The sequence below is a fragment of the Paraburkholderia megapolitana genome, from assembly GCF_007556815.1.
Classification (GTDB): Bacteria; Pseudomonadota; Gammaproteobacteria; order Burkholderiales; family Burkholderiaceae; genus Paraburkholderia; species Paraburkholderia megapolitana.
Genome location: NZ_CP041745.1, coordinates 394,347 through 418,249 on the forward strand (window position 1 = coordinate 394,347; position 23,903 = coordinate 418,249).

A 23,903-nucleotide genomic window follows, 5' to 3' on the forward strand; every position below is an offset into this window, starting at 1 on the left:
CGCAACTGCGACATCACGCAACTACAACGTCACGCACTCGCTCACGCGCCGGATCAGGCAGCACCGAATAGCTCAAGCACCGGCCAGCCGCGTTCTTTCGCCACAACACGCAGCCGGTCGTCCGGATTCGTCGCGACCGGATCGGTAACGCGTTCGAGCAGCGGCACATCGTTGATCGAGTCGCTATAGAAGTAGCTCTTCGGAAAGTCCTTCAGCGTGTGCCCGAGCGATGCGAGCCATTCGTTCGTGCGCACGATCTTGCCTTCGCGAAAACTCGGTATACCGGTCGCGGCACCCGTATAGCGCGCGGCCGGGTCGTTGCCCTCGGTGCCGATCTCAATGCCGAGCAGGTGTTCGATGCCGAGCGCCTTGGCGATCGGCGCCGTGACGAACACGTTGGTCGCGGTCACGATGCAGCACAGGTCGCCTGCATCGAGATGCCGGCGCAGCAACGCAAGCGCGGCAGGACGGATGGCCGGGACGATCACCTGTTCCATGAACTGTGCATGCCACGCATCGAGCTGCGCGCGCGAATGACGCGCTAGCGGCGCAAGCGTGTAGTTCAGGTAGTCGTTCATATCGAGCGTACCGGCCACGTATTGCTGGTAGTACGCGTCGATTTCATCGGCGTGCTGCTGCGCCCCGTCGATCCCCAACCCTGCGATGAAATGCGCCCACGACTGGTCGCTGTCGAGCGGCAGCAGCGTGTGGTCCAGATCGAACAGCGCAAGATTGCGGCTCATTACTTCTCTCCCCAGCAGTGGTCAGTCGGCGCGGCATCGCGCCGCGTTACCGACGATATAGCGTGCCCGTCGCACGCCGTGGCGATCCTATATTTAAATGCACAAAATTACAATATGGCAAAAATGTGCAACACTACTGTCATAAACGCCGGGTCGCTTCAAGCCGGCCGCCGGAGACCGTTGTGGCCGAAGGTATCGAAAGCGTAGTCAGCCATGTTGATTCTTCTTAATCTGCTGTCCGGGGTTGCCCTGCTCGTGTGGGGCTCGCATATCGTACGCACCGGCATCCTTCGCGTACTCGGCGCCGATCTGCGCCGCGTGCTCGGGCGTAGTACCGATGGTCGTCTGAAGGCGTTTCTCGCCGGGATCGGTGTGACGAGTCTCGTGCAGAGCAGCAATGCGACCGCGGTGATCGTGATGTCGTTTGCGGCCCAGGGGTTGTTGCCGCTCGCATCCGGCCTCGCGATCATGCTCGGCGCGGACGTCGGTACGGCACTGATGGCGCGTGTGCTGACGCTCGATCTGTCCTGGCTGTCGCCGATCCTCGTGCTGTTTGGCGTGCCGGTGTTCCTGTCGCGCAAGCAGACGCGTCTCGGCCAGGTGGGCCGGACCGCGATCGGCCTTGGCCTGATCCTGCTCGCACTGCATCTGATCGTCGAAGCCGCCCAACCGATGATGAGCGGCGCCGGCGTACGCGTGATGTTCGGCGCGCTGACCGGCGACACGATGCTCGATGCGCTGGTCGGCGCGGCATTCGCGATGATCTCGTACTCGAGCCTCGCCGCGGTGCTGCTGACGGCGACGCTTGCATCCTCAGGCGTGATCTCGCTGAAGGTCGCGCTGTGCCTCGTGATCGGCGCGAATCTGGGTAGCGGCATGCTGGCGCTGTTCGGTACGCTGGCGCAGAACGCCGCGGCGCGACGCCTTGCGCTCGGCAGCCTCGCGTTCAAGTTCGCCGGCGCACTACTGATCCTGCCGTTCGCGCCGTTGCTCGCGCGCGGGCTGCCGGTGCTGATCGCCAATCCGCGCGAAGCGACCGTTGGCTTTCACCTGATCTACAACACGCTGCGCTGCTGCGCGTGCCTGCTGCTGATCGATCCGGTCGGGCGCATCTGCGAGCGCCTGCTGCCCGATCGTGCCGTGCCGAACGGCGAGATCCGTCCGCTGCATCTCGACGCGGCCGCGCTGTCTACGCCGAGCCTCGCGCTCGCAAACGCTGCCCGTGAAGTGCTGCGTGTCGGCGACATCGTTCGCGCGATGCTCGATAACGTCGCCGAGCTGCTGCACCACAACGACCTGCAGAAAGCGCGCGAAACGATCCGCATGGACGACGACATCGATCATCTCTATGCAGCTGTGAAGACCTACCTCGCGCAAATTTCCCGCGAACAGCTCGACGAGCCCGATAGCCGTCGCTGGACCGACATCATCGCGCTGACGATCAACCTCGAACACGCGGGCGACATCATCGAGCGCATCGTCAGCGATATCGAAGAGAAAAAGATCTCGCATCGTCTGTCGTTTTCGGAGGAAGGGCTCGGCGAACTCGAGGACCTGCATACGCGGCTCGTCAGCAATCTGCAGCTTGGGCTATCGGTGTTTTTGAACAACGACCTGCGCTGTGCGGAGCGTTTGCTGGCGGAGAAGGAACGTTTCCGCGATCTCGAACGCGCCTATTCGTATGCGCACGTCGACCGGCTAGCTGGGCAGACGCTGCGCAGCATCGAAACCAGTGCGCTGCATCTGGACCTGATCAGCGACATGAAGCGGCTCAACTCGCTGTTCTGTTCGACGGCCTACCCGGTGCTCGACGCAGCAGGCGCCCTGCGCGAAACGCGGTTGCGCAAGCGCGCGCTCGACACGATGCACGTGAAGGAATGAGCTACCTGTACGTCGCGCTCAGGCGATGATCACCTTGCGCACTTTCTTCTTCAGCGGTGCGAAGTCGGGCACGTCAGTCGCCTTGCTGTTGGTAATCAGCACGTCGATACGTTCGGCGGGGCAATACGACACGCGGCTACGCTGGCCGATCTTGCTGTAGTCCGCGAGGATCACGATCTTGTCCGCGCAGTCCACCATCGCACGCGCGACTTCCGATTCGGCGTGATCGAAGTTCGTCGCACCACTGCGCACGTCGACGCCGGTTGGCGACAGCAGCGCGACGTCGGCGCGATAGCGTCGGATGTCGAGTATCGTCGTCGCGCCCGTGGTGGCGAACGCGCGTTCGCTGATCGAGCCGCCCAGCAGGATGACTTCGTTCGACATTTCCGCCGGTTCGGCAGAGCCGCGCAGCTTCAGCGCGACATCGATCGAGTTGGTGACGATGGTCAGATTGGCGAGCTTCGCCAGTTCTTCGGCGAGTAGCGCAGTGGTGGTGCCCGCATCGATGAAGAGCGTCTGGCCGCTTGCGATCACTCCGGTTGCCGCTTTTGCGATCGCGTTCTTGGACTTGACGTGGGTATGCGCGCGCTCCGCGATCGGCGCTTCGTCACCGGGTCGTACCGCGCCGCCATGTACGCGCCGCAGCTCGCCCAACGCTTCGAGGTCGAGCAGATCGCGCCGCACGGTTTCGCGCGAAACATCGAGGTCCGCCATGATGCGTTCGGTGGATACCCGTTGCAGCGTCGACAGCAGGGCGCGGATTCGTTGATGACGGTCTTTCTGCCACATGCCTTGGATCCCGGCGCAAAGTTAGGAAGATTAAGCGTGCTGCGCATACCTATCACTGCCATTCGGGTATGTCAGACAGATGTCGAGCGTACTATTTTATCCGCCGCGTGTTGTATTTTTTTGGCAGCTTGCATAGTTGTGTATTTGAATTTAGCCTTCGCAGATTGGCGATTCGGTGCGCATTTCGAAAATCGGATGTTCGGAAAGGAAGGGATGTGTCTGCTTTCGAACAATCGATGTCGCTTTCGGTAAACTGCGTGTCGTTTTAGCTGGACATACTGCGATGGCGATCGGCGGGGCCACCGGTTGTACCGGTGCGCACGAACGCTTTAGGTGCACTGCAGCGCGGCGCCTGGCCGGCGGCTGCAGGAGGCTGGCAGCGGCGGGGCCGACGGGTCGATCAAGCTCATTGAAAAGGGTGACGGGACGTGAAAGAGGAGAGCACGCAGGATGCACGCGGCACGTGGCCTTATCCGGCGCGCGTTGCTCACCGGATTGGCGGATCGCTGACGCCCGAGAACACGCTGGCAGGATTCGACGCCTGTATCCGTTACGGCTACCGGATGATCGAGTTCGACGCGAAGCTTTCCGCGGATAACACCGTCTTCCTGCTGCACGACGATCTGCTCGATCGCACGACCAACGGCCACGGCGCTGCTGCGCAACATAGCTGGCAGCAACTCGCCGCGCTCGACGCCGGCTCGTGGTACGGACCGGACTTTGCCGGCACGCGGCTGCCCACTCTGGCCGACGTCGCCGCGCGCTGCGCGCGCGAGGGCATAGCCGCCAACATCGAAATCAAGCCGTGCCACGGGCGCGACGCGCTGACCGGGACGCTCGTCGCGCAGGCTGCGCGCACGTTGTGGCAATCGGCAACGCTGCCGCCGCTGCTGTCGTCGTTCTCCATCGAAGCGCTCACCGCCGCACGCGATGCCGTTCCGGAATTACCGCGCGGCATGCTGTTCGATGCGCTGCCCGACGACTGGCTGCGCATCGTGCGCGAACTGGATTGCGTATCGCTGCATACGGATCACAAGCGGATCACAGAAGAGCAGGTCAAGGCGATTCACGCGGCGGGCCTGCGCGTACTGACCTATACCGTCAACGATCCGGCGCGCGCGGAAGAGCTCGTGCGCTGGGGCGTCGACATGATCTGTACCGATCGCATCGATATCATCGCTGGCGACGCGCGCGCCGTTGCGTGAAGGCGCGAAGTCCGGACACATTCATCAACGTAGCAATTTTCGGCAGAGGATGGGAACACCATGAACCGCACGAAGTTAAGCCGTTTTGTTTCGCTGTCGGCCGTTGCGGGCGTCGCGGCGGGGGGTATGAGCGTTGCGTTCGCTGCGCCGTCCGACGCGCTGGTGGCCGCCGCGAAGCAGGAAGGTCAGTTGACCACGATTGCCCTGCCGCACGACTGGTGCGGTTATGGCGCGCTGATCGCGGGCTTTCAGAAAAAATACGGCATCAAGATCAATGAGCTGAATCCGGATGCGGGTTCCGGCGATGAAGTCGAAGCGATCAAGGCGAACAAGGGCAACAAAGGGCCGCAAGCGCCGGACGTGATCGACGTCGGCCTGTCGTTCGGACCGACCGCCAAGGCGCAAGGTTTGTTGCAGCCGTACAAGGTATCGACGTGGAACTCGATTCCGGCCGAATCGAAAGATCCGGAAGGTTACTGGTACGGCGATTACTACGGTGTGCTGTCGTTCGAAGTCAACGCGGACATGATCGACAAGGTGCCGACCGACTGGTCGGACCTGCTCAAGCCCGAATACAAGAACGCCGTGTCGCTGGCCGGCGATCCGCGCGCGGCGAACCAGGCGATCCAGGGCATCTACGCTTCTGGTCTGTCGCAGGCAAAGGGCGATGCATCGAAAGCCGCCGATGCCGGTCTGAAATTCTTCGCCGAACTGAACAAGCGCGGCAACTTCGTACCGGTGATCGGCAAGGCCGCATCGCTTGCGCAAGGGACGACGCCGATCATCGTGCGTTGGGACTACAACGCGCTCGCCGATCGCGACACGCTGAAGGGCAATCCGAAGGTCCAGGTCGTCGTGCCGAAGACGGGCGTGGTTGCCGGTGTCTACGCACAGGCGATCAGCGCGTATGCGCCGCATCCGAATGCCGCGAAGCTGTGGATGGAATACCTCTATTCGGACGAAGGCCAGATCGGCTGGCTGGCCGGCTACTGCCATCCGATCCGCTACAACGAGCTGGTTGCCGCCAAGAAAGTCCCGCAAGCGCTGCTCGACAAGCTGCCGCCGGCTAGCGCGTACAAGAACGCGGTGTTCCCGACGCTGTCGCAGCAGGACGCGTACAAGGACACGATCACGAAGCAGTGGGATACGGCGGTCGGCGCCAACGTGAAGTAAGCCCCGTCAGGTAAAAGCAGGAGCGGTACCGGGTGTCCGTGCCCGGTACCGGCAAACGCATCAGTCAGATGCATCGACCTGTCTTGCGAACGCAGGCTCGCGCTGTCGGCGAGCCGCGCAGCGCATGGCAGCCGCGGGCGATGTGCAGTCACTCTTGCACGCTAACCCGTAAGCCCTTTCGGGGTGAGCTATGAGCGCTTCATCCGAGGCCGGAGCCGGGCCCGCGGACCTACTGGTTCCGCCCGTGCCGAGTCCGACGCCGCAGGTCAACGGTCCAGGGCGCGCGTCGCCGCTCTGGAGCTGGATCGGCGTCATGCCGTTCTTCATTTTCGCGGTGCTGTTTCTGATCCTGCCGACCGGCTTCCTGATCGTCGGCGCATTCCAGGATCCGCAAGGCCATTTCACGCTCGAGAACTTTCGCGAGTTGCTGCAGCCAGGCGTGCTCGACGCGTACTGGATCAGCGTCAAGGTAAGCGCCGCATCGGCGCTTGGCGGCGCGTTCATCGGTTCGCTGCTCGCGTGGGCAGCAGTGCAAGGCAAGCTGCCTTCGTGGATTCGTCCGACGCTGATGACGTTCTCCGGCGTCGCGTCGAACTTCGCCGGCGTGCCGCTGGCGTTCGCGTTTATCTGTACGCTCGGTCGCGTCGGGCTAGTCACAATGCTGCTGAAGAAGTATCTCGACTTCAACCTGTATTCGACGGGTTTTAGCGTATTGAGCTTCTGGGGCCTCACGCTGACCTATCTGTACTTCCAGATTCCGCTGATGGTGCTGATCGTCACTCCGGCACTCGATGGCCTCAAGCGCGAATGGCGCGAAGCGTGCGACTGTCTGGGCGGCACACCATCGCAGTACTGGCGCTACGTTGCGCTGCCGGTGCTGTGGCCGAGCGTGCTCGGCGCAGCGCTGCTGCTGTTCGCGAACTCGTTTGGCGCGGTCGCAACTGCGTATGCGCTGACCGGCAGCTCGCTGAACATCGTGACGATCCTGCTGTACGCGCAGATTCGCGGCGACGTGCTGCATAACCAGAACCTCGGCTACGCACTCGCACTCGGGATGATCCTCGTCACCGGCCTGTCGAACGGCGGCTACATCTGGCTGCGCTCGCGCGCCGAAAGGGGCCGTCGATGAAACGCCAGTCGCGCGTAGGCGCATGGACCGCGATGATCGTCGGTTCGCTGTACTTTCTGATTCCGCTGATCGCCACTTTCGAATTCAGCCTGCGCATGCGCCGCGGCACCTACAGCTTCGACGCGTACCGCGTGGTGCTCGCCGATCCGCGCTTCCAGGCGTCGTTCGGCTACTCGATGCTGATGGCGGTGCTGACGATCATCGTCGGCATTCTGCTCGTCGTGCCGACCGCGTACTGGGTGCAGTTGCGCCTGCCTAAACTGCGCCCGCTCGTCGAGTTCATCACGTTGCTGCCGCTGGTGATTCCGGCCATCGTGATCGTGTTCGGCTATCTGCGCATCTACAACAGCAGTTCGATCCTGCCGCTCACCGGCAACGAACGCGCGACGGACTTATTGCTGGTACTCGGCTACGTCACGCTGTCGCTGCCGTACATGTACCGCGCCGTCGATGCGGGGCTACGCGCGGTCGATATCCGCGCACTGACCGAAGCCGCCGAATGCTTAGGCGCGAACTGGACGACGATCCTCTTCAAGGTGATCTTTCCGAACATCCGCTCGGGCATTCTCTCGGGCGCGTTTCTCACCTTTGCTGTGGTGATCGGCGAATTCACGCTGGCGAGCCTGCTCGACCGGCCCGCGTTCGGACCGTACCTGCAACTGATCGGTGCGAATCGCGCATATGAACCGTCGGCGCTCGCGGTGATCGCGTTCGTCGTCACGTGGGCCTCGATGGGGCTGATCCAGGTGTTCGGTTCGGCGCGCTCGCTGGCCGGACAGAAGACCTGAAGAACTGGGACGACGCATCATGGCATTTCTCGAGATCGACAACCTGCACAAGTCCTTTGGGACGAACATCGCGCTGCATCACTTCGACATGAAGATCGAGCGCGGCGAGTTCATCACGTTTCTTGGGCCGTCGGGCTGTGGCAAGACGACCGTGCTGCGCATGATCGCGGGCTTCGAAGGTCCGACACGCGGCACGATAAAGCTTGATGGGCGCGACGTTACGCATCTGCGGACGCGGCAGCGCAAGGTCGGTATGGTGTTCCAGTCGTATGCCCTCTTTCCGAACATGACGGTGGCCGACAACATCGGCTTCGGTCTGCGCGTTGCGCGCCGGCCGCAGGACGAGATCCGCGCGCGCGTCGAGGAGATGCTGAAGCTGATCAGCCTGCCTTCGCTTGGCGAGCGTTATCCGTGGCAGCTGTCGGGTGGGCAGCAGCAACGTGTGGCGCTGGCTCGCGCACTGGCCGGCAAGCCGCAGGTGCTGCTGCTCGACGAACCGCTGTCGGCGCTCGATGCGAAGATCCGCATTTCGCTGCGTCAGGACATCCGCGCGTTGCAGCGCGAACTCGGTATCACGTCGATCTTCGTCACGCACGATCAGGAAGAAGCGCTGTCGATCTCCGATCGCATCGTGGTGATGAACGAGGGGCGCGTCGAACAGGTTGGCACGCCGTCGGAGATCTACAACTATCCGCGCACGCGTTTCGTTGCATCGTTTGTCGGGACGCTGAATATTCTGTCGGGTCAGGTGGTGGATCCGGCGAAGGGGCGCATGGCAGTCGACGGGCAGGAGCTCACGACTTCGCGCGAACTGCCGGCTAACGATGCAGGCAAGCAGCGCCTGCTCGCGTTGCGGCCCGAAGCGATCGTGCTGGAGCCGGCAGCACCGGGACGCAACACGCTGAACGCAACGGTCGAAGAAGTGAATTTTCTCGGCGCGGTGGTGCGGATCAGGACGCGTGTGAAGGATGCGGTGATTTCACTCGATGTGTTCAACGATCCGAATCGCTGCCTGCCGGAACGGGGGCAGCCCGTTGCGCTGGGGTTCTCGCACGACAATCTGCTGGTGCTAGAAGAAGGCGCGTGAGCGTCGCGGCGGTTTAACAATAGTTATAAGACCCGCCGCAGGAAACCTCCTAACATCCCGCTGTGGGTTCGGACCGACCTCCGGGCTCACACGAAAATAAAGTCGCTGAGATCTCCCTGAAATGCCTTTCTCCCGCGAGAAAGGCATTTTTTTCGCCGAGTGACGACGAAAGGCACAGGGCCCACATCGTCCGGATTCTCCGACGCTCACGTTCCGGTTTTCCGGAAACCCGGACGGCGCACGCGAGTCGACACAAAAAAAACCATATAAATCAAAGCCAACGGCACATCATCAAGCTGGCATCACCCTTGCAAAAAGCGTAGGCGGCCGCCAAGGCCCGACAAACTAAAGCAAGGAGACAACCGATGTCCAAATTCACTTCCCGGTATCGCTAGAACCATCGTCTTGTCGCGGCCCGACTGCCGTGCACAGGCGTGCGTTGATTCGTTCGCGTGATGCGCAGCGTGGCAGGCCTCTGCTTCGGCTCATCCACATTGCAGGAACCATCGTGAAGAAACCCTTTTATAAAATTCTCTATGTCCAGGTGATCGCCGCGATCATCATCGGCGTCGTGCTCGGTCACTTCTCGCCGGCATTTGCCGTCGACATGAAGCCGCTCGGCGACGCGTTCATCAAGCTGATCAAGATGGTGATCGGTCCGATCATCTTCTGTACGGTCGTCACCGGCATCGCGGGGATGCAGGACATGAAGAAGGTGGGCCGGGTTGGCGGCAAGGCGCTGCTGTACTTCGAAATCGTCTCGACGTTCGCGCTGTTGCTCGGCCTGATCGCGACGCACGTGCTCAAGCCCGGTGTCGGCTTCAACGTCGATCCGACCACGCTCGATGCCAAGGCGGTCGCCTCGTACGCCGCGAAGGCGCACGGCCAGACGACCGTCGACTTCCTGATGCACATCATTCCCGACACGATTTCGTCGGCCTTCGCGCAGGGCGAGATTCTGCAGATCCTGCTGGTGGCGATGCTGTTCGGTAGCGTGCTGGCTACGCTCGGCGAGCGCGGCAAGGTGGTGACGGACTTCATCGAAGGGATTTCGACGGTGCTGTTCGGTGTGGTGCGCATCATCACGAAGCTTGCGCCGATCGGTGCGTTCGGTGCGATGGCGTTCACGATCGGCAAGTACGGTGTGGGGTCGCTGGTGCCGCTGCTGAAGCTGATCGGTACGTTCTATCTGACGTCGATCGTCTTCGTAGTGGTGGTGCTCGGCATCATCGCGCGCGCGGTTGGTTTCAACATCCTGCGCTTCGTCGCGTACATCAAGGAAGAAATGCTGATCGTGCTCGGCACGAGTTCTTCCGAAGCCGCGCTGCCGCAACTGATGCTCAAGCTCGAGAAGCTCGGCTGTTCGCGCTCGGTGGTGGGTCTCGTCGTGCCGACCGGCTACTCGTTCAATCTCGACGGTACCAACATCTACATGACGATGGCGGTGCTGTTCATCGCTCAGGCCACCAACACCGATCTCACGCTCACACAGCAACTGACGCTGCTGGCGGTGACCATGCTGACGTCGAAGGGCGCGAGCGGCGTGACCGGCGCGGGCTTCATCACGCTCGCCGCGACGCTTGCCGTGGTGCCGACCATTCCGCTGTCGGGCATGGTGCTGATCCTCGGTATCGACCGCTTCATGAGCGAGTGCCGCGCGCTGACGAACATCGTCGGTAATGGCGTGGCGACGGTTGTCGTGTCGGCGTGGGAGAAGGAACTGGACCGCTCGAAGCTGAACGCCGCACTGCGCGGCGAGGTGCGGGTCAACGAAACCGCCGGCGCATGACGCGATGAAACGCGCGGGGCGGCGCCGGCCTCGAATGGGCCCGTCCCGCGCGGCGGACGATGGTGCGGCAGCCTATGCCACAATGGTCGACTTCCACCGACCGGACACCGCCACCTTGACGCGCCGTCTGTTGATTTTCTTCGTGCTCGCTGCCGGGCTCGTGGCGGCGAGCGGGCTCACGTGGAGCTTCACGTGGCAGCGCGGCATCGACAACCTGCGGCGCAACGCCGCTGTGCGCGCGGACCGCACGACAAGCGCGCTGAAGAGCACACTCGAACGCTACGAATCGCTGCCTTATCTGCTCGCCGAACACCCGTTTGTGCAGGACGTGCTGGCCGAGCCGAATCCCTCGCGCGTGGACCGCGCTAATCGCTACCTCGAAGATCTGAACCGGCACGCACGCGCTACCGCGACCTACGTCATCGGAGCCGACGGTATCTGCGTTGCAGCCAGCAACTGGCACGACGCCGAGAGTTTTGTCGGTGTCGAGTATCGCTTCAGGCCGTACTTCGATGTGGCGGTGAAGGGCGGCGTCGGCCGCTTCTTCGGCATCGGCACGATTTCTCACGATCCCGGTTACTACATCTCGCAGCCTGTCTATCGCGACGGCAAGATCGTCGGCGTTGCGGTCGTCAAGTTGAACCTCGAATGGTTTCAGGGCGCCGACGCGTCCGAGCCGCTGATCGTCACCGACGATCACGGTGTCGTGTTTCTCTCGTCGGTACCCGCGTGGAAATATCACACGGTGCGGCCGTTGTCGGGGCCGGTGGCCGAGTCGATCTGGCAGACACGCCAGTATGCGCAGCAGCAAATCGCGCCGCTACCCGTGACGATCGAACGGACGCTTGAAGGCGATGCGCAGATCGTGCGAATCGGTGGCGGGCGCTATGCGCCGCGCTATCTCGCGTCGCGGCGCGCGCTCGGCGAACCCGACTGGCATCTGATCACGATGGCACCCGTCGATCCCGTCGACCGCGATGCGCGCAACGCGACTGTCGTGACCGGCTTCGGTTATATCTCCTTGTGTCTGTTTGCGTTCTACTGGCGCATGCGCCGGGCGCGCGTGCGCGAAATGATCCGTAGCCGCGCGTTGCTGCAAAAGGCGTATGCGGAACTGAACCAGCGCGTCGCGGAGCGCACCGCCGACCTGTCGCAAGCCAACGAACAATTGACGAAGGAAGTCGGCGAGCGCACGCGCGCCGAACAGGAGCTGCGCGCGGCACATGATGAACTCGTGCAGGCGAGCAAGCTGGCCGCGCTGGGCCAGATGGCCGCGGGTATCACACATGAGTTGAACCAGCCACTCGCCGCATTGCGCGGTTTCTCGGACAACACGCGCGTGCTGCTCGAACGCGGCGACCACGCATCGGCGCGCGAAAATCTCGAAGCGATTGCGTCGCTGACCGAGCGCATGGGCAAGATCACGAATCAGTTGAAGCTGTTCGTTGGGCGGGCGCGGCCGCGCAGTGCGCGTGCACCGGTTGCGCGTGCTTTGAGCAACGTGCTCGCGTTGTTGCAAAAGCGCCTGCTCGGTGTGGGTGTCGAAATCGTGTTGCGGGACCCGCAGACGGGGCACTCACGCCGTTCGATATCGGCGGCAGTTCCACGCACATGAACGAACAACTGGTCGCGCATTGCGACGAATTGCGTCTCGAACAGGTATTGATCAACCTGCTCGGCAACGCGCTCGATGCAACCAGCGGTGTGACGTCCCCACGCATCGTCATCGATATCGAGGCGGCGGAAAGCACACTGTCGATCGCCGTGCGCGACAACGGCCCCGGCATTCCCGACGACGTTTTACCGCGTCTCTTCGAACCGTTCTTCACGACGAAAGAGATGGGGCAAGGGCTCGGGTTAGGACTCGCGATCTCGTCGTCGATTGCACGCGACTGCGGCGGCTCGCTCGTCGCGCGCAACGCTCCGGATGGCGGCGCGCAATTTGTCCTTACGTTGCGCCGCGCCCGCGCGCTGGCCACAGACCCGCTTGTCGCGGGCTCCTGATTTCAGGTGACAACGATCATGGTGAACAACGGTTTGCAGGTGCTGTACATCGAAGACGATGAACTCGTGCGGCGGGCAAGCGTGCAGAGCCTGCAGCTCGCGGGCTTCGACGTGGTCGGGTTTGCCTCGGTCGAAGCGGCGGCACGGCTGATCGTCGCGGATTTCGCCGGCGTGATCGTCAGCGATATTCGTCTGCCGGGCGCGAGCGGGCTCGACCTGCTCGCGCAATGCCGCGAGCGTGCACCCGATGTGCCGGTGATCCTCGTCACTGGACACGGCGATATATCGATGGCCGTGCAGGCGATGCGCGACGGTGCTTACGATTTCATCGAGAAGCCGTTCGCGTCGGAACGCCTGATTGAAACCGTGCGGCGCGCGCTCGAACGTCGCACCCTCGTGCTGGAGAATCTCGCGCTGCGTCGTCAGCTGGCTGGGCAGCAGTCGGTGGCGCCACGCATCATCGGACGCAGTCCGGCCATCGAGCAGGTGCGCCGGCTCATCGCGAACGTTGCGCCGACCGATGCGTCGGTGCTGATCAACGGCGATACCGGAGCCGGCAAGGAGCTGATCGCGCGCAGTCTGCACGAACTGTCGCCGCGTCGCGACAAGCCGTTTATCGCTGTGAATTGCGGCGCGTTGCCCGAGCCGATGTTCGAGTCGGAGATGTTCGGCTACGAGCCCGGCGCGTTTACCGGTGCGGCCAAACGCCGCATCGGCAAGCTCGAACATGCGTCGGGCGGCACGCTGTTTCTCGATGAAATCGAGAGCATGCCGCTCGCGTTGCAAGTGAAGCTGCTGCGCGTGTTGCAGGATGGTGTGCTCGAACGGCTTGGCTCGAATCAGCCGATTCGCGTGAATTGCCGCATCGTTGCCGCGGCCAAGGGCGAGATGACCGAGCACGTGGCGAGCGGCACCTTCCGGCGCGACTTGCTGTACCGGCTGAACGTCGTGACGATCGCGCTGCCACCGCTCGCGGAGCGGCGAGAGGACATCGTGCCGCTCTTCGAGCATTTCCTGCTCGACGCCGCGGTGCGTTACGAGCGACCCGCGCCGCTGCTGACGGACCGGCAACGTAGCGCGTTGATGCAGCGCGACTGGCCCGGCAACGTGCGCGAGTTGCGCAATGCTGCCGACAGGCTCGTGCTCGGCATTGTGGATGAGCACGCGCCGCTATCGTCCACCGACGACGACGCCGTGCAGCCGCTAAAGGAGCGGGTCGAACAGTTCGAACGGGCGGCGATCGCGCAGGCACTCGATCAGGCGGGCGGCGCGGTTGCGCTCGCGGCAGACCGGCTGCAACTCGGCAAGGCGACGCTCTACGAGAAGATCAAACGATACGGCCTGGCGGCGCGTGGAGAAGGAGAACGTTGAGGCTGGGGGAGCTGAAGGGGCTGCGTGATTTGCGGCTTCGGCGAAGTGCGCTGAAGCCGCAAATTGAGTAAAACGAGGGGGAAAATCAGGCCGCGTTCAGCGCCTTTTTGAGCAACTCATCAAGCTCGGCAAACTGCGGTTCGCCGACATAGCGCTTGAGGATCTTGCCGTTCCTGTCGACCACGAACGTGGTCGGCGTCAACTGCACATTGCCGAACTGCTTCGCCGCCGAGCCGTCGTCCATCGCCACCTTGAACGGCAACTGACGCGTTTGCGTGTAGTTCGTCACGTACATCGGCGCATCGTAGTTCATTGCGACCGCAACGAACTCGAGGCCCTGGCCCTTGAAGCGGTTGTACGTGTTCACCATCTGCGGCATTTCCTTCATGCAGGTATCGCAGTTGGTCGCCCAGAAGTTGACCAGATAGACCTTGCCCTTGAGGTCGGAGGTCGTGACCTTCTGGCCGGACAGCAACGTGAACGACGCATCCGGAACATGCTGCTGGCTGCCGAACGCGAAATAGCCAGCGACCGCAATCGCACCAGCGACGACGACTGCCGCGATGTAGCGCAGCGGACTGGCGCGTCGGGAAACAGGAGTAGGGCTCATGAACAGGACCTCAGGAAGCGCATTGCGCTGAAACAGCGTGGGGTGGTCGGTATTGTAGCCTCAATCGTGTTGGGCAGCATCGACGTGCCCACGAGCGGATAATGCGGCTTTCCGTTTCTGTCTATCGGCTTTCAGGTCTTATGTTCCGGCTCGCTTTTTACTTGGCTTCTTACCTGGCTTCGCGCCTTTTTCCGTTCGTTCATGCGTTTCGCCGTCATGCCTCGCGCGCTGCTTCTTCCGGCGCGGGTACGGTGCTGCGTTCGGCGGCCTGCGTTGCCGTGACGGGCGCCGCGCTGATCGCCTGCTCGCCAACCTACGACTGGCGCACCGTCGCGAACGACGCGCAGGGCTATTCCGTCGATCTACCGGCCAAGCCCAGCAACGACGAGCGGCAGATCGATATCGCCGGAACGCCGATGAAGATGGCGATGCAGATTGCGGAGGCCGATCACACCGTGTTCGCCGTCGGCAGCGTGACGCTGCCCAGCGACGACCCGCAGGTGCAGCGCGCCGCGCTCGAATTCCTGCGTGCGGGACTGGCGCGCAACCTCGGCGCAACGCCCGATGCACACGCCACGCAGATTCCCCTCGCAGCAGGCGGCCAGGTGCCCGGCATCGAGATGACGTTCAGCGGCAAGGCAGGCGCGAACCAGGAGCCGCGCACGATGCACGCGCGACTGGTGGCACGCGGCCGGCATGTCTACCAGGCGGCGATTATCGGGAGCAAAAACCCGGCGCCGGAGCAGATCGATCAGTTTTTCCAGTCGTTCAAGCTCGATTGACGGTAGTTCACCGACGAAATGCGCGTTCTGCGAACTCTCCAGAGTGACCGCTACTGAAAGTTCCTTCGCAGGTTATCGCTCTAATAGACGGATTTAATGAGGGTTTTTAGGTTACCCACAGGACTTGTGGATAACTTTGTTGAAAACTCTCGCAAACCTCGCTCGAATGCCCGTCCGGTGGGGGTCCGTTAATTTGCCCGCGAACATGGCAATAAAAAATACTAAATAAAATCAATGTGTTAAAAGATTGACCCGACACAATCCTTTCAATTGTATCGAAATCTATCCGAAGCTCTTCTGTGTGTATAAGTCAAGTCTTGACAGGCCATTTTTTGCCTTTCTTGACCATTCATCGCGCGGAAAAAACGCGCCGATACTGCACGGCCTCGGCGACCTGCCCCCCATTGGGTACATCGTTTCCCGCGAGGTCGGCAATCGTTCGGGCCACTTTCAGCACGCGGTAGTAAGCGCGGGCTGACCAGCCGAAACGCTCGCCGGCGTCGCGCAGCAGCGCTTCGCCGGCGGCATCCGGCCGGCACACCTCGTCGACTTCGCGCCCGCTTAGCTCGCGATTGGTCTTGCCCTGGCGCGTGAGCTGGCGCTTACGTGCGCCGTGAACGCGCTCCGCGATCGGTGCGCTCGCCTCACCGGTGGTCGACGCGCGTGCCGACAATTCGGCGGGCGTCAGCGCGGGAATCTCGATCTGGATGTCGATACGATCGAGCAGCGGTCCGGACAGCTTGCGCAGATAGCGCGCGGCGATGTCCGGCGTGCAGCGGCAACGCCCATTCGGATCGCCGCGCCAGCCGCAAGGACAGGGGTTCATCGCGGCGACCAGCTGGCACGCAGCGGGGAAGTCCGCTTGCCAGGCTGCGCGCGAGATCGTGATGCGGCCGGCTTCCAGCGGTTCGCGCAGCGTCTCCAGCACGTGACGATCGAACTCGGGCAATTCGTCGAGAAACAGCACGCCGAGATGCGCGAGCGTGATCTCGCCAGGCTGCGGCGGATTGCGCCCGCCGACCAGCGCCCCGGCACTCGACGAATGATGCGGCGCGCGAAACGGGCGACGGCGCCAGTGCGTCGGAGAGAAGCCGGCGGCGCTAGCGGACAGCAATGCGGCGGAGGTGAGCGCCTCGTCGTCGGTCATCGGTGGCAGCAGGCTGGGCAGCCGGGCCGCGAGCATCGACTTGCCCGCGCCTGGCGGCCCGACCATCAGCACATGATGTCCGCCTGCCGCGGCGACTTCGAGCGCGCGGCGTGCGGCCCGCTGACCGATGACGTCGAGCATGTCAGGCAGGGTGGCGGACGACATCGCGTCGACGAAAGGGGGCGGCTGGACAGGCGAGAGCCGTCCGTCCTCGACACCTGCGAGATGTGCGCACAGCGACGGCAGGTCGGGCGCGCCATAGACGGCCACACCGGGCACCAGCGCCGCTTCAGCCGCGCTCGCGGCGGGCAGATAGAGTTCGGGCGTGCGCCTTGGCGCTGTGTCCGCGCTGTCTGCGTGCTGATCGCCCAGATCGCGTGCCGTGCCGCATGCCATCGCGAAGGCGCCGCGCATCGGGCGCAAGGCGCCGGTCAACGACAGCTCGCCGGCGAATTCACGATTGAGCAGCGATTCGGCAGGAATCTGTCCGCTGGCCGCGAGGATGCCGAGCGCGATCGGCAGATCGAAACGGCCGGATTCTTTAGGAAGATCGGCGGGCGCGAGGTTGACTGTGATCCGGCGCACCGGAAAGTCGAGCCCGCAGTTTTGCAGCGCGGCTCGCACACGTTCGCGGCTTTCGCGGACCTCGAGATCCGGCAGGCCGACGATCGAAAAAGAAGGCAGCCCGTTGGCGAGATGAACCTCGACGGTAACTTCGGGCGCGCGGCCAGCGGCCGGCGCGCGGCTGCGCACCACGGCAAGCGACATGTTTTCTCCCGTCGAAGGCGCGCTATGTAGCGTAGCGCCCCTTCCTCAATACACTGACGACGTCACGGCGCGCCTGCCGATGATGCGTAGGTCAGACCGGGCTCAGGAAGACTGCGTGACGGGCAGCTTCTGTTCGAGCTCGGCGACGCGGCGCTCGAGTTCTTCGAGCCGGGCCCGCGTGCGTACCAGCACCTGGGTCTGCGTATCGAATTCCTCGCGCGTCACCAGATCGAGCTTCGAGAAGCCCTGCGACAGCACGGCCTTGACGTTGCGCTCGACATCCTTCGCCGGCGAGTTCTTGAGCAGATCGCTAAAGCGCGCCTGCAGATCGTTGAAGACATCGTTGGGTTGTTTCATCGTGTTTCCCTTGATTGCACAAAGACTGTGCATGTTTCGTTACCGCTGTGCTCCGCGATGGCGCGTGAGCGAATGTGGTGCATCGATCGAGCTCTGCGTCCGTCCGATGAACGCGTTTGGTGCGTGCCATCACACCTCGATCACGCTTCGGGCTTGCAAACACTCTAGCAACGATCCACGCGGCATGCCACCGCGCCCCGACTACGTTAGCCATCCGGCCGAGCCCGCGAAGCAGCCCCGCAGCGCACGCAGCGCGACAGTCTGCCACACACATGGCATGCGAGTTGCTGTTACTGCCCCGCGCGCACTGCCGGGTTGCCCGGCGGCGCAATGGAGGCAGTTCGAAAGCAATTGCCCTGTCGACGCACCACGCATACGGGTTACCAGCAGGTCAGGCAAGGGTTACGGGTTAGCAAGGGTTACGCAACTAAAAGCGAGGATGTCATGAAACTCATTACCGCAATCATCAAGCCGTTCAAGCTCGATGAGGCGCGCGAAGCCTTGTCGGCCATCGGCGTCTCCGGGATCACGGTTACGGAAGTCAAAGGCTTCGGGCGTCAGAAAGGGCATACCGAACTGTATCGGGGCGCGGAGTACGTCGTCGATTTCCTGCCGAAGGTGAAGATCGAGGCCGCGGTCTCGGACGACCTCGTCGACCAGGCGATCGAGGCACTCGAACGTGCGGCACGCACCGGGAAAATCGGCGACGGGAAGATATTTGTCACCCCGATCGAACAAGTGATTCGGATCCGCACCGGGGAGACCGGCGCGGACGCCCTGTAAAAAAACAGCGACAAGAGAAGAGGAAACAGAGATGCGCAAATTATTGATGTCCTTGCTGATGGCCGGTTCGCTGGTCGCGGGCGGTATCGGGGCCGCGGTGGCGGACGACGCTTCGGCGCCGGTTGCCGCATCGGCGGCCGCCTCCGATACGACGGCGAGCGCGCCGGCACCGGACGCGTCGGCAGCCGCCGCCGCTTCGGCGCCTGCCGCCGACGCTTCCGCTGCTCCAGCGGCAAGCGCTGCCGCCGCGCCTGACGCATCGGCTGCTTCGGCTGCCGCTGCAGCCGCACCTGCTGCGCCGACCGCGCCGTACTCGGTCGATTCGTCGAAGATCAACTCGGGCGACACCGCGTGGATGCTGACCTCCACCGCGCTCGTGCTGTTCATGACGATCCCTGGCCTCGCATTGTTCTACGCGGGCATGGTGCGCAAGAAGAACGTGCTGGCGACGCTGATGCAAAGCTTCGCGATCACCTGCGTCGTGACCATCATCTGGACTGTGATCGGCTACAGCCTCGCGTTCACGCCAGGCGGTTCGTTCCTCGGCGGCTTCTCGCGCGTGTTCCTGGCGGGCATGAACTACATCAAGGGCGACAAGGCCACGACGCTGACCGTCAGCCATCTGGCAACGACGATTCCGGAGTCGGTCTACTTCGTCTATCAGATGACGTTCGCGATCATCACGCCGGCGCTGATCACCGGTGCGTTCGCCGATCGCATGAAGTTCTCCGCGATGCTGGTGTTCATGAGCCTGTGGTCGATCATCGTCTACTCGCCCATCGCGCACATGGTGTGGGAACCGACCGGCTGGCTGGCGAGCGAGGGCATCCTCGACTTCGCGGGCGGCACGGTGGTGCACATCAACGCTGGTGTGGCTGGCCTCGTGTGCTGTCTGGTGCTCGGCAAGCGGGTTGGCTATGGCAAGGACGTGATGGCGCCGCATAACCTCGTGCTGACACTGGTTGGTGCCTCGATGCTGTGGGTTGGCTGGTTTGGCTTCAACGCGGGTTCGGCTGTTGCGGCTGACGGCCGTGCCGGCTTCGCCATGCTGACGACGCAGGTCGCGACCGCAATGGCTGCACTGGGCTGGATGTTTGCCGAATGGATCGCGAAGGGTAAGCCGTCGGTGCTCGGTATCGTGTCGGGCGCGGTGGCCGGACTCGTGGCGATTACGCCGGCATCGGGCTTCGTCGGTGTGATCGGGGCGCTCGTGATCGGTCTGGTCGCCGGCGTGATCTGCTTCTGGTCGGCCTCGTGGCTCAAGCACAAGCTCGGCTACGACGATTCGCTCGACGCGTTCGGCGTGCACTGCATCGGCGGGATTGTCGGTGCGTTGCTGACCGGTGTGTTTGCGGTGAAGGACATCGGCGGTGCGGACGGCAGCGTGATCCTGCAGGCCAAGGGCGTGCTGACCACATTGATCTACAGCGGCGTGGTGAGCTTCATCCTGCTGAAGGTGATCGACATGGTGATCGGTCTGCGCGTGACGGAAGAAGAGGAACGCGAAGGTCTCGACATCGTGCTGCACGGCGAGCATGTCGAATAAGTTTTCGTAAGAGCAACAGCAGTCGTCCGGCATGCGAGACCCTGCCGGACGATTCAGGCAGCGACCTGGCCCGCCATCCGGCGGGCTTTTTTTCGTCCATCGCACAGCCCGGCAAGCCGCAAAAGAAGGCCGTCCCCGCTACGTCGCAGCACCTACAATCGAATAGACGGCGGTATGGGCGCGGCATACGGCGGCTCGGTGACATGGGCGGCTGCAACGCCCCGGCCGGCAGCACAACTGGCCGGATAACCCCCTTCCCGACAGTTCCCCACCGATAACGCGCCGCTATCGGGCCGATATAAAACCTTGTTTGCAGGAGGGTGGCCCCGGGCTTGCGTCTTGCGCGATCATCCCAACATGCAAGGGGCAAATGCCCCCGCTTCCCTCTACAATCGCTCCTTTAGCCCGTGAGTGCTCAATGGTTCCGCACCTAGTCACCGCGTTGAACGGTCCACTGCTCGATCTCGAGCGGCGGATTCTCGACGCTACGCCTGCCATCGAACGCTGGTTCCGGCTCGAATGGCAGGAACATACGCCGCCGTTCTACTGTTCGGTGGATCTGCGCAACGCGGGCTTCAAGCTCGCGCCGGTCGATACCAACCTGTTTCCCGGAGCATTCAACAATCTGCCGCAGGAGGTGCTGCCGCTCGCCGTGCAGGCAGCGATGGCGTCGATCGAAAAAATCTGTCCGGACGCGAAGAATCTGCTGGTCATTCCGGAGCGTCACACGCGTAACGCATTTTATCTGGAGAATGTCGCACGACTTGCGACCATCATGCGCCAGGCGGGCCTGCACGTCCGTTTCGGAACGCTCGATGAAACCATCGTCGGTCCGGTCACGATCGCGTTGTCCGATGGTCAGAAAATCGTGCTCGAGCCGCTTGAGCGTTCCGCTCGCCGGCTCGGTCTGAAGAATTTCGATCCGTGTTCGATTCTGCTGAACAACGATCTGTCCGGCGGCATTCCGCCGGTGCTCGAAAATCTGCACGAGCAGTACCTGCTGCCGCCGTTGCATGCGGCATGGGCCGTGCGCCGCAAGTCGACGCACTTCTCGTGCTACGACGAGGTCGCGAAGAAGTTCGCGAAGATGGTCGAAATCGACCCGTGGATGATCAATCCGTATTTCGCGCATGTCGAAGACGTCGATTTCGAGGCGCGTACCGGTGAGGCCGCGCTCGCCGACGCTATCGACGGCGTGCTGAAGAAGATCGCGAAGAAATACCGCGAGTACGGCATTTCCGAAAAGCCGTATGTCGTCGTCAAGTCCGATGCCGGTACCGACGGCAAGGGTGTGATGACCGTGCACGATGCATCGGAAGTCGCTGCGCTGACGAGCCGCGAACGCACGAAGATGTCGAGCGCGAAAGATGGGCTCGATGTGCACGACGTGATCGTGCAGGAAGGCGTCTATACGTTCGAGCGGATCGGCGAAGAAGTGGCCGAACCGGTGGTGTACATGATCGACCGCTATGTGGTCGGCGGTTTTTATCGCGTGCACGGCAGCCGCGAGCGCGATCAGAACCTGAACGCGCCCGGCATGCACTTCGTGCCGCTCGGCTTCGAACATACCGCGTTGCCCGATGCGCACGCGAAACCCGGCGCCGCACCGCCTAACCGCTTCTATATGTACGGCGTGGTCGCGCGGCTCGGGTTGCTGGCGGCATCGGTGGAACTGGAACGAACCGATCCGGAAGCGATTCAGGTTTAAAGGTCGCGCTGCAATCTGCGCTGCGGTTGGTAGTCCATTCCGCCGCGCAATCTGCAGTGCAGTCGATATTCAACGCCGAGGCCCGCGAGGCCGCAACAGGGACTTCATGGACATTCTCTTTATCGCGGATCCGCTGGACCGCTTCAAGATCTACAAGGATTCGACCTACGCGATGATGGCCGAGGCCGCGAAGCGCGGCCATACGCTGTATGCATGCGAGCCGGAAGATCTGGCGTGGACCGGCGGTGACGTCGAGGCGAACGTGCGGCGCTTTGCGATTGTCGGCGACCAGACCGACGGACACCGCTCGCCGTGGTATGCGGCGGAGCGGTCCGAGGTGCGCTCGCTGAAGCGCTTCGGCGCCGTACTGATGCGCAAGGACCCGCCGTTCGACATGGAGTACGTGACGTCGACGTGGCTGCTCGAACTCGCTGAACGTGGCGGCGCGCGCATCTTCAACAAGCCGCAGGCGATTCGCGATCATTCGGAAAAGCTCGCGATCGGCGAGTTTCCGCAGTTCGTCGCACCGACGCTCGTTACGCGCGATGCGGCGCGTCTGCGTGCCTTCCACGAGCAACACGGCGATGTGATCCTGAAACCGCTCGACGGCATGGGCGGCATGGGCGTGTTTCGCGTGAAGGCCGATGGCATGAATCTCGGCTCGATCATCGAGATGCTCAGCGAGGATGGCGCGCGCTCGGTGATGGCGCAGAAGTTCATCCCCGACATCAAGGACGGCGACAAGCGCATCCTGCTGATCGGCGGCGAGCCGGTGCCGTATTCGCTCGCACGCATTCCGCAAGGTAACGAGGTGCGCGGCAATCTGGCAGCGGGTGGACTCGGCGTCGCTCAGCCGCTCACCGCGCACGACCGCGAAATCGCCGCGGCGCTCGGCCCGGTGCTGGCCGCGCGCGGCCTGCTGCTGGTCGGGCTCGATGCAATTGGCGACTGGCTGACGGAAGTGAATGTCACGAGCCCGACGTGTTTTCGCGAAATCATGGATCAGACCGGCTTCGATGTGGCGGCGATGCTGGTTGACGCGCTGGAGCGCGCGGTCGGTTGAGTATCGCTGCAGGAGACGCGCCCGTTGCACGAAACCGAACGCGTGCCGGGCACGAACGCTGAAGAAGCGCGAAAATGGACTGGTACAATGCCCGCTCTCCGGAACCTGCGTCATCTGACAAAACGCTGACGACGCACCCGGCACAGGATATCGGGCATGGTTGCCGTGCCGTTGCCCATGGGCCCAGCCCGTGGCGCGACGCGTTCGGGCCCATTCGATCATCGGCCGGTCGGAAGGGCGAACAAAGGCAAACAGGCGCGCTGCCGGGCAACGCGTCTGGACCGCGAATCAGGCCGTTTTAGCTGCAAAACCGATATGGCAGGCATTCTGATCATTGCGCACGCTCCGCTCGCTTCCGCGTTACGCGAGTGTGTCGCTCATATTTACGGCGGGCTACCCGCACGCATCGGTGTGATCGATGTGATGCCCAACTGCGATCCGACCAATGTCGTCGCGTTCGCGCATGCGGAGATCGACCGGCTCAAGGAAGAGAACGGCGCGCTCGTGCTGACCGACATGTTCGGTGCGACGCCGTCGAACATCGCCGGCAATCTCGCGTCGCTGCCCGACGTGCGTGTGCTGGCCGGCGTGAACCTGGCGATGCTGGTGCGCGCCGTCTGTTATCGCGCCACGCCGCTCGACACGCTCGTCGACAAGGCGCTCGCCGGCGCGACCAAGGGCATTCACGCGATCACGCCGGGCACACCGGCCGCGGCTTCGATGGGCAGCCCGTGCGACTGTGTGGCGACTGCGCAGCCCGAGGCCGCGATCGCACAGAAAAGCACCACCCCGTAGTACCGTCACCATTTCGTTTTTAACAATACAACCTGCGCTTCGGACGATTACATGCTGCAACAGGAAACGACCATCGTGAACAAGCTGGGGTTGCATGCGCGTGCCTCGGCCAAGCTGACGCAACTGGCAGGCAACTATCAGTCGGAAATATGGATGAGCCGCAACGGTCGGCGCATCAACGCGAAGAGCATCATGGGCGTGATGATGCTGGCAGCAGGCATCGGTAGTACCGTGCTGATCGAAACCGAAGGCACGGACGAAAAAGATGCGATGGACGCGCTACTGAAGCTGATTGCCGACAAGTTCGGCGAGGGCCAGTAATCCGCCGGTCTCGATGCGTGTACTACGCAAGAAAAGCCGCGGCCTGCCGCGGCTTTTTTTATGG

The 23,903-nt window shown here is 62.9% G+C and carries 21 protein-coding genes and 1 pseudogene; 17 read left to right on the forward strand and 5 right to left on the reverse strand.

The window, feature by feature from the left end:
- Window positions 1–53: 53 nt before the first annotated feature.
- Window positions 54–743: a histidinol-phosphatase gene (locus FNZ07_RS15140; RefSeq protein WP_091009436.1), complete on the reverse strand. Its 690-nt coding sequence runs from the start codon at window positions 741–743 to the stop codon at window positions 54–56.
- 213 nt (window positions 744–956) lie between these two features.
- Between FNZ07_RS15140 and FNZ07_RS15145 the strand changes: the two genes are divergently transcribed.
- A complete protein-coding gene (locus FNZ07_RS15145) occupies window positions 957–2,624 on the forward strand; it encodes a Na/Pi cotransporter family protein (protein ID WP_091009439.1) in 1,668 nt (555 codons plus the stop codon).
- 18 nt (window positions 2,625–2,642) lie between these two features.
- Here FNZ07_RS15145 and FNZ07_RS15150 read toward each other — a convergent pair whose 3' ends face one another.
- A complete protein-coding gene (locus tag FNZ07_RS15150) occupies window positions 2,643–3,413 on the reverse strand; it encodes a DeoR/GlpR family DNA-binding transcription regulator (protein ID WP_091009442.1) in 771 nt (256 codons plus the stop codon).
- Window positions 3,414–3,841: 428 nt separating this feature from the next.
- Here FNZ07_RS15150 and ugpQ point away from each other — a divergent pair, with 428 nt between their 5' ends.
- From ugpQ to FNZ07_RS15190, 9 genes and pseudogenes are all read left to right on the forward strand, one after another.
- Window positions 3,842–4,618 (forward strand): glycerophosphodiester phosphodiesterase, encoded by a 777-nt coding sequence (gene ugpQ, locus FNZ07_RS15155; RefSeq protein ID WP_091009445.1) that lies wholly within the window; start codon window positions 3,842–3,844, stop codon window positions 4,616–4,618.
- A 60-nt stretch (window positions 4,619–4,678) separates the two neighbouring features.
- A complete protein-coding gene (locus FNZ07_RS15160) occupies window positions 4,679–5,791 on the forward strand; it encodes an ABC transporter substrate-binding protein (protein ID WP_091009448.1) in 1,113 nt (370 codons plus the stop codon).
- Between the two features lie 190 nt (window positions 5,792–5,981).
- A complete protein-coding gene (locus FNZ07_RS15165; protein WP_091009451.1) occupies window positions 5,982–6,920 on the forward strand; it encodes an ABC transporter permease in 939 nt (312 codons plus the stop codon).
- A complete protein-coding gene (locus tag FNZ07_RS15170; protein ID WP_091009454.1) occupies window positions 6,917–7,708 on the forward strand; it encodes an ABC transporter permease in 792 nt (263 codons plus the stop codon). Before FNZ07_RS15165 ends, FNZ07_RS15170 begins: the two co-directional genes overlap by 4 nt.
- A gap of 19 nt (window positions 7,709–7,727) precedes the next feature.
- Window positions 7,728–8,795 (forward strand): ABC transporter ATP-binding protein, encoded by a 1,068-nt coding sequence (locus FNZ07_RS15175; protein ID WP_091009458.1) that lies wholly within the window; start codon window positions 7,728–7,730, stop codon window positions 8,793–8,795.
- A 508-nt stretch (window positions 8,796–9,303) separates the two neighbouring features.
- Window positions 9,304–10,584, forward strand: coding sequence for a dicarboxylate/amino acid:cation symporter (locus FNZ07_RS15180; RefSeq protein WP_091010878.1), 1,281 nt, complete (start codon window positions 9,304–9,306; stop codon window positions 10,582–10,584).
- An 82-nt stretch (window positions 10,585–10,666) separates the two neighbouring features.
- Window positions 10,667–11,182, forward strand: a pseudogene (locus FNZ07_RS34515) (two-component sensor histidine kinase); the annotation flags it as partial.
- Window positions 11,183–11,895: 713 nt separating this feature from the next.
- Entirely contained in the window at window positions 11,896–12,588 is a 693-nt protein-coding gene (locus FNZ07_RS34520) for a sensor histidine kinase (RefSeq protein ID WP_409373405.1), read from the forward strand.
- Window positions 12,589–12,609: 21 nt separating this feature from the next.
- Window positions 12,610–13,959, forward strand: a complete 1,350-nt coding sequence (locus FNZ07_RS15190) for a sigma-54-dependent transcriptional regulator (RefSeq protein WP_091010879.1) — start codon at window positions 12,610–12,612, stop codon at window positions 13,957–13,959.
- Between the two features lie 85 nt (window positions 13,960–14,044).
- Here FNZ07_RS15190 and FNZ07_RS15195 read toward each other — a convergent pair whose 3' ends face one another.
- On the reverse strand, window positions 14,045–14,569 hold the full coding sequence (locus tag FNZ07_RS15195) for a TlpA disulfide reductase family protein (RefSeq protein ID WP_091009462.1): 525 nt from the start codon (window positions 14,567–14,569) through the stop codon (window positions 14,045–14,047).
- Between the two features lie 161 nt (window positions 14,570–14,730).
- On the opposite strand from FNZ07_RS15195, the gene FNZ07_RS15200 reads away from it, so the two are divergent.
- A complete protein-coding gene (locus tag FNZ07_RS15200; protein ID WP_245811403.1) occupies window positions 14,731–15,351 on the forward strand; it encodes a hypothetical protein in 621 nt (206 codons plus the stop codon).
- 349 nt (window positions 15,352–15,700) lie between these two features.
- Here FNZ07_RS15200 and FNZ07_RS15205 read toward each other — a convergent pair whose 3' ends face one another.
- Both FNZ07_RS15205 and FNZ07_RS15210 read right to left on the reverse strand, forming a co-directional pair.
- Window positions 15,701–17,266 (reverse strand): YifB family Mg chelatase-like AAA ATPase, encoded by a 1,566-nt coding sequence (locus tag FNZ07_RS15205; RefSeq protein WP_091009465.1) that lies wholly within the window; start codon window positions 17,264–17,266, stop codon window positions 15,701–15,703.
- 102 nt (window positions 17,267–17,368) lie between these two features.
- On the reverse strand, window positions 17,369–17,623 hold the full coding sequence (locus FNZ07_RS15210) for an accessory factor UbiK family protein (RefSeq protein WP_091009467.1): 255 nt from the start codon (window positions 17,621–17,623) through the stop codon (window positions 17,369–17,371).
- A gap of 444 nt (window positions 17,624–18,067) precedes the next feature.
- Here FNZ07_RS15210 and FNZ07_RS15215 point away from each other — a divergent pair, with 444 nt between their 5' ends.
- From FNZ07_RS15215 to FNZ07_RS15240, 6 genes are all read left to right on the forward strand, one after another.
- On the forward strand, window positions 18,068–18,406 hold the full coding sequence (locus FNZ07_RS15215) for a P-II family nitrogen regulator (protein ID WP_091009470.1): 339 nt from the start codon (window positions 18,068–18,070) through the stop codon (window positions 18,404–18,406).
- A gap of 31 nt (window positions 18,407–18,437) precedes the next feature.
- Complete coding sequence (locus FNZ07_RS15220) at window positions 18,438–19,952, forward strand: ammonium transporter (protein ID WP_091009475.1); 1,515 nt, start codon at window positions 18,438–18,440, stop codon at window positions 19,950–19,952.
- Between the two features lie 418 nt (window positions 19,953–20,370).
- Window positions 20,371–21,660, forward strand: a complete 1,290-nt coding sequence (gene gshA / locus FNZ07_RS15225) for a glutamate--cysteine ligase (RefSeq protein WP_091009478.1) — start codon at window positions 20,371–20,373, stop codon at window positions 21,658–21,660.
- 106 nt (window positions 21,661–21,766) lie between these two features.
- Window positions 21,767–22,723, forward strand: coding sequence for a glutathione synthase (gshB, locus tag FNZ07_RS15230; protein ID WP_091009481.1), 957 nt, complete (start codon window positions 21,767–21,769; stop codon window positions 22,721–22,723).
- Window positions 22,724–23,038: 315 nt separating this feature from the next.
- Window positions 23,039–23,518 carry a PTS sugar transporter subunit IIA gene (locus FNZ07_RS15235; RefSeq protein WP_091010881.1) on the forward strand — a complete coding sequence of 160 codons (480 nt, stop codon included), beginning with the start codon at window positions 23,039–23,041 and terminating at the stop codon, window positions 23,516–23,518.
- 51 nt (window positions 23,519–23,569) lie between these two features.
- Window positions 23,570–23,839 (forward strand): HPr family phosphocarrier protein, encoded by a 270-nt coding sequence (locus tag FNZ07_RS15240; RefSeq protein ID WP_091009484.1) that lies wholly within the window; start codon window positions 23,570–23,572, stop codon window positions 23,837–23,839.
- The last annotated feature ends 64 nt before the right edge of the window (window positions 23,840–23,903 follow it).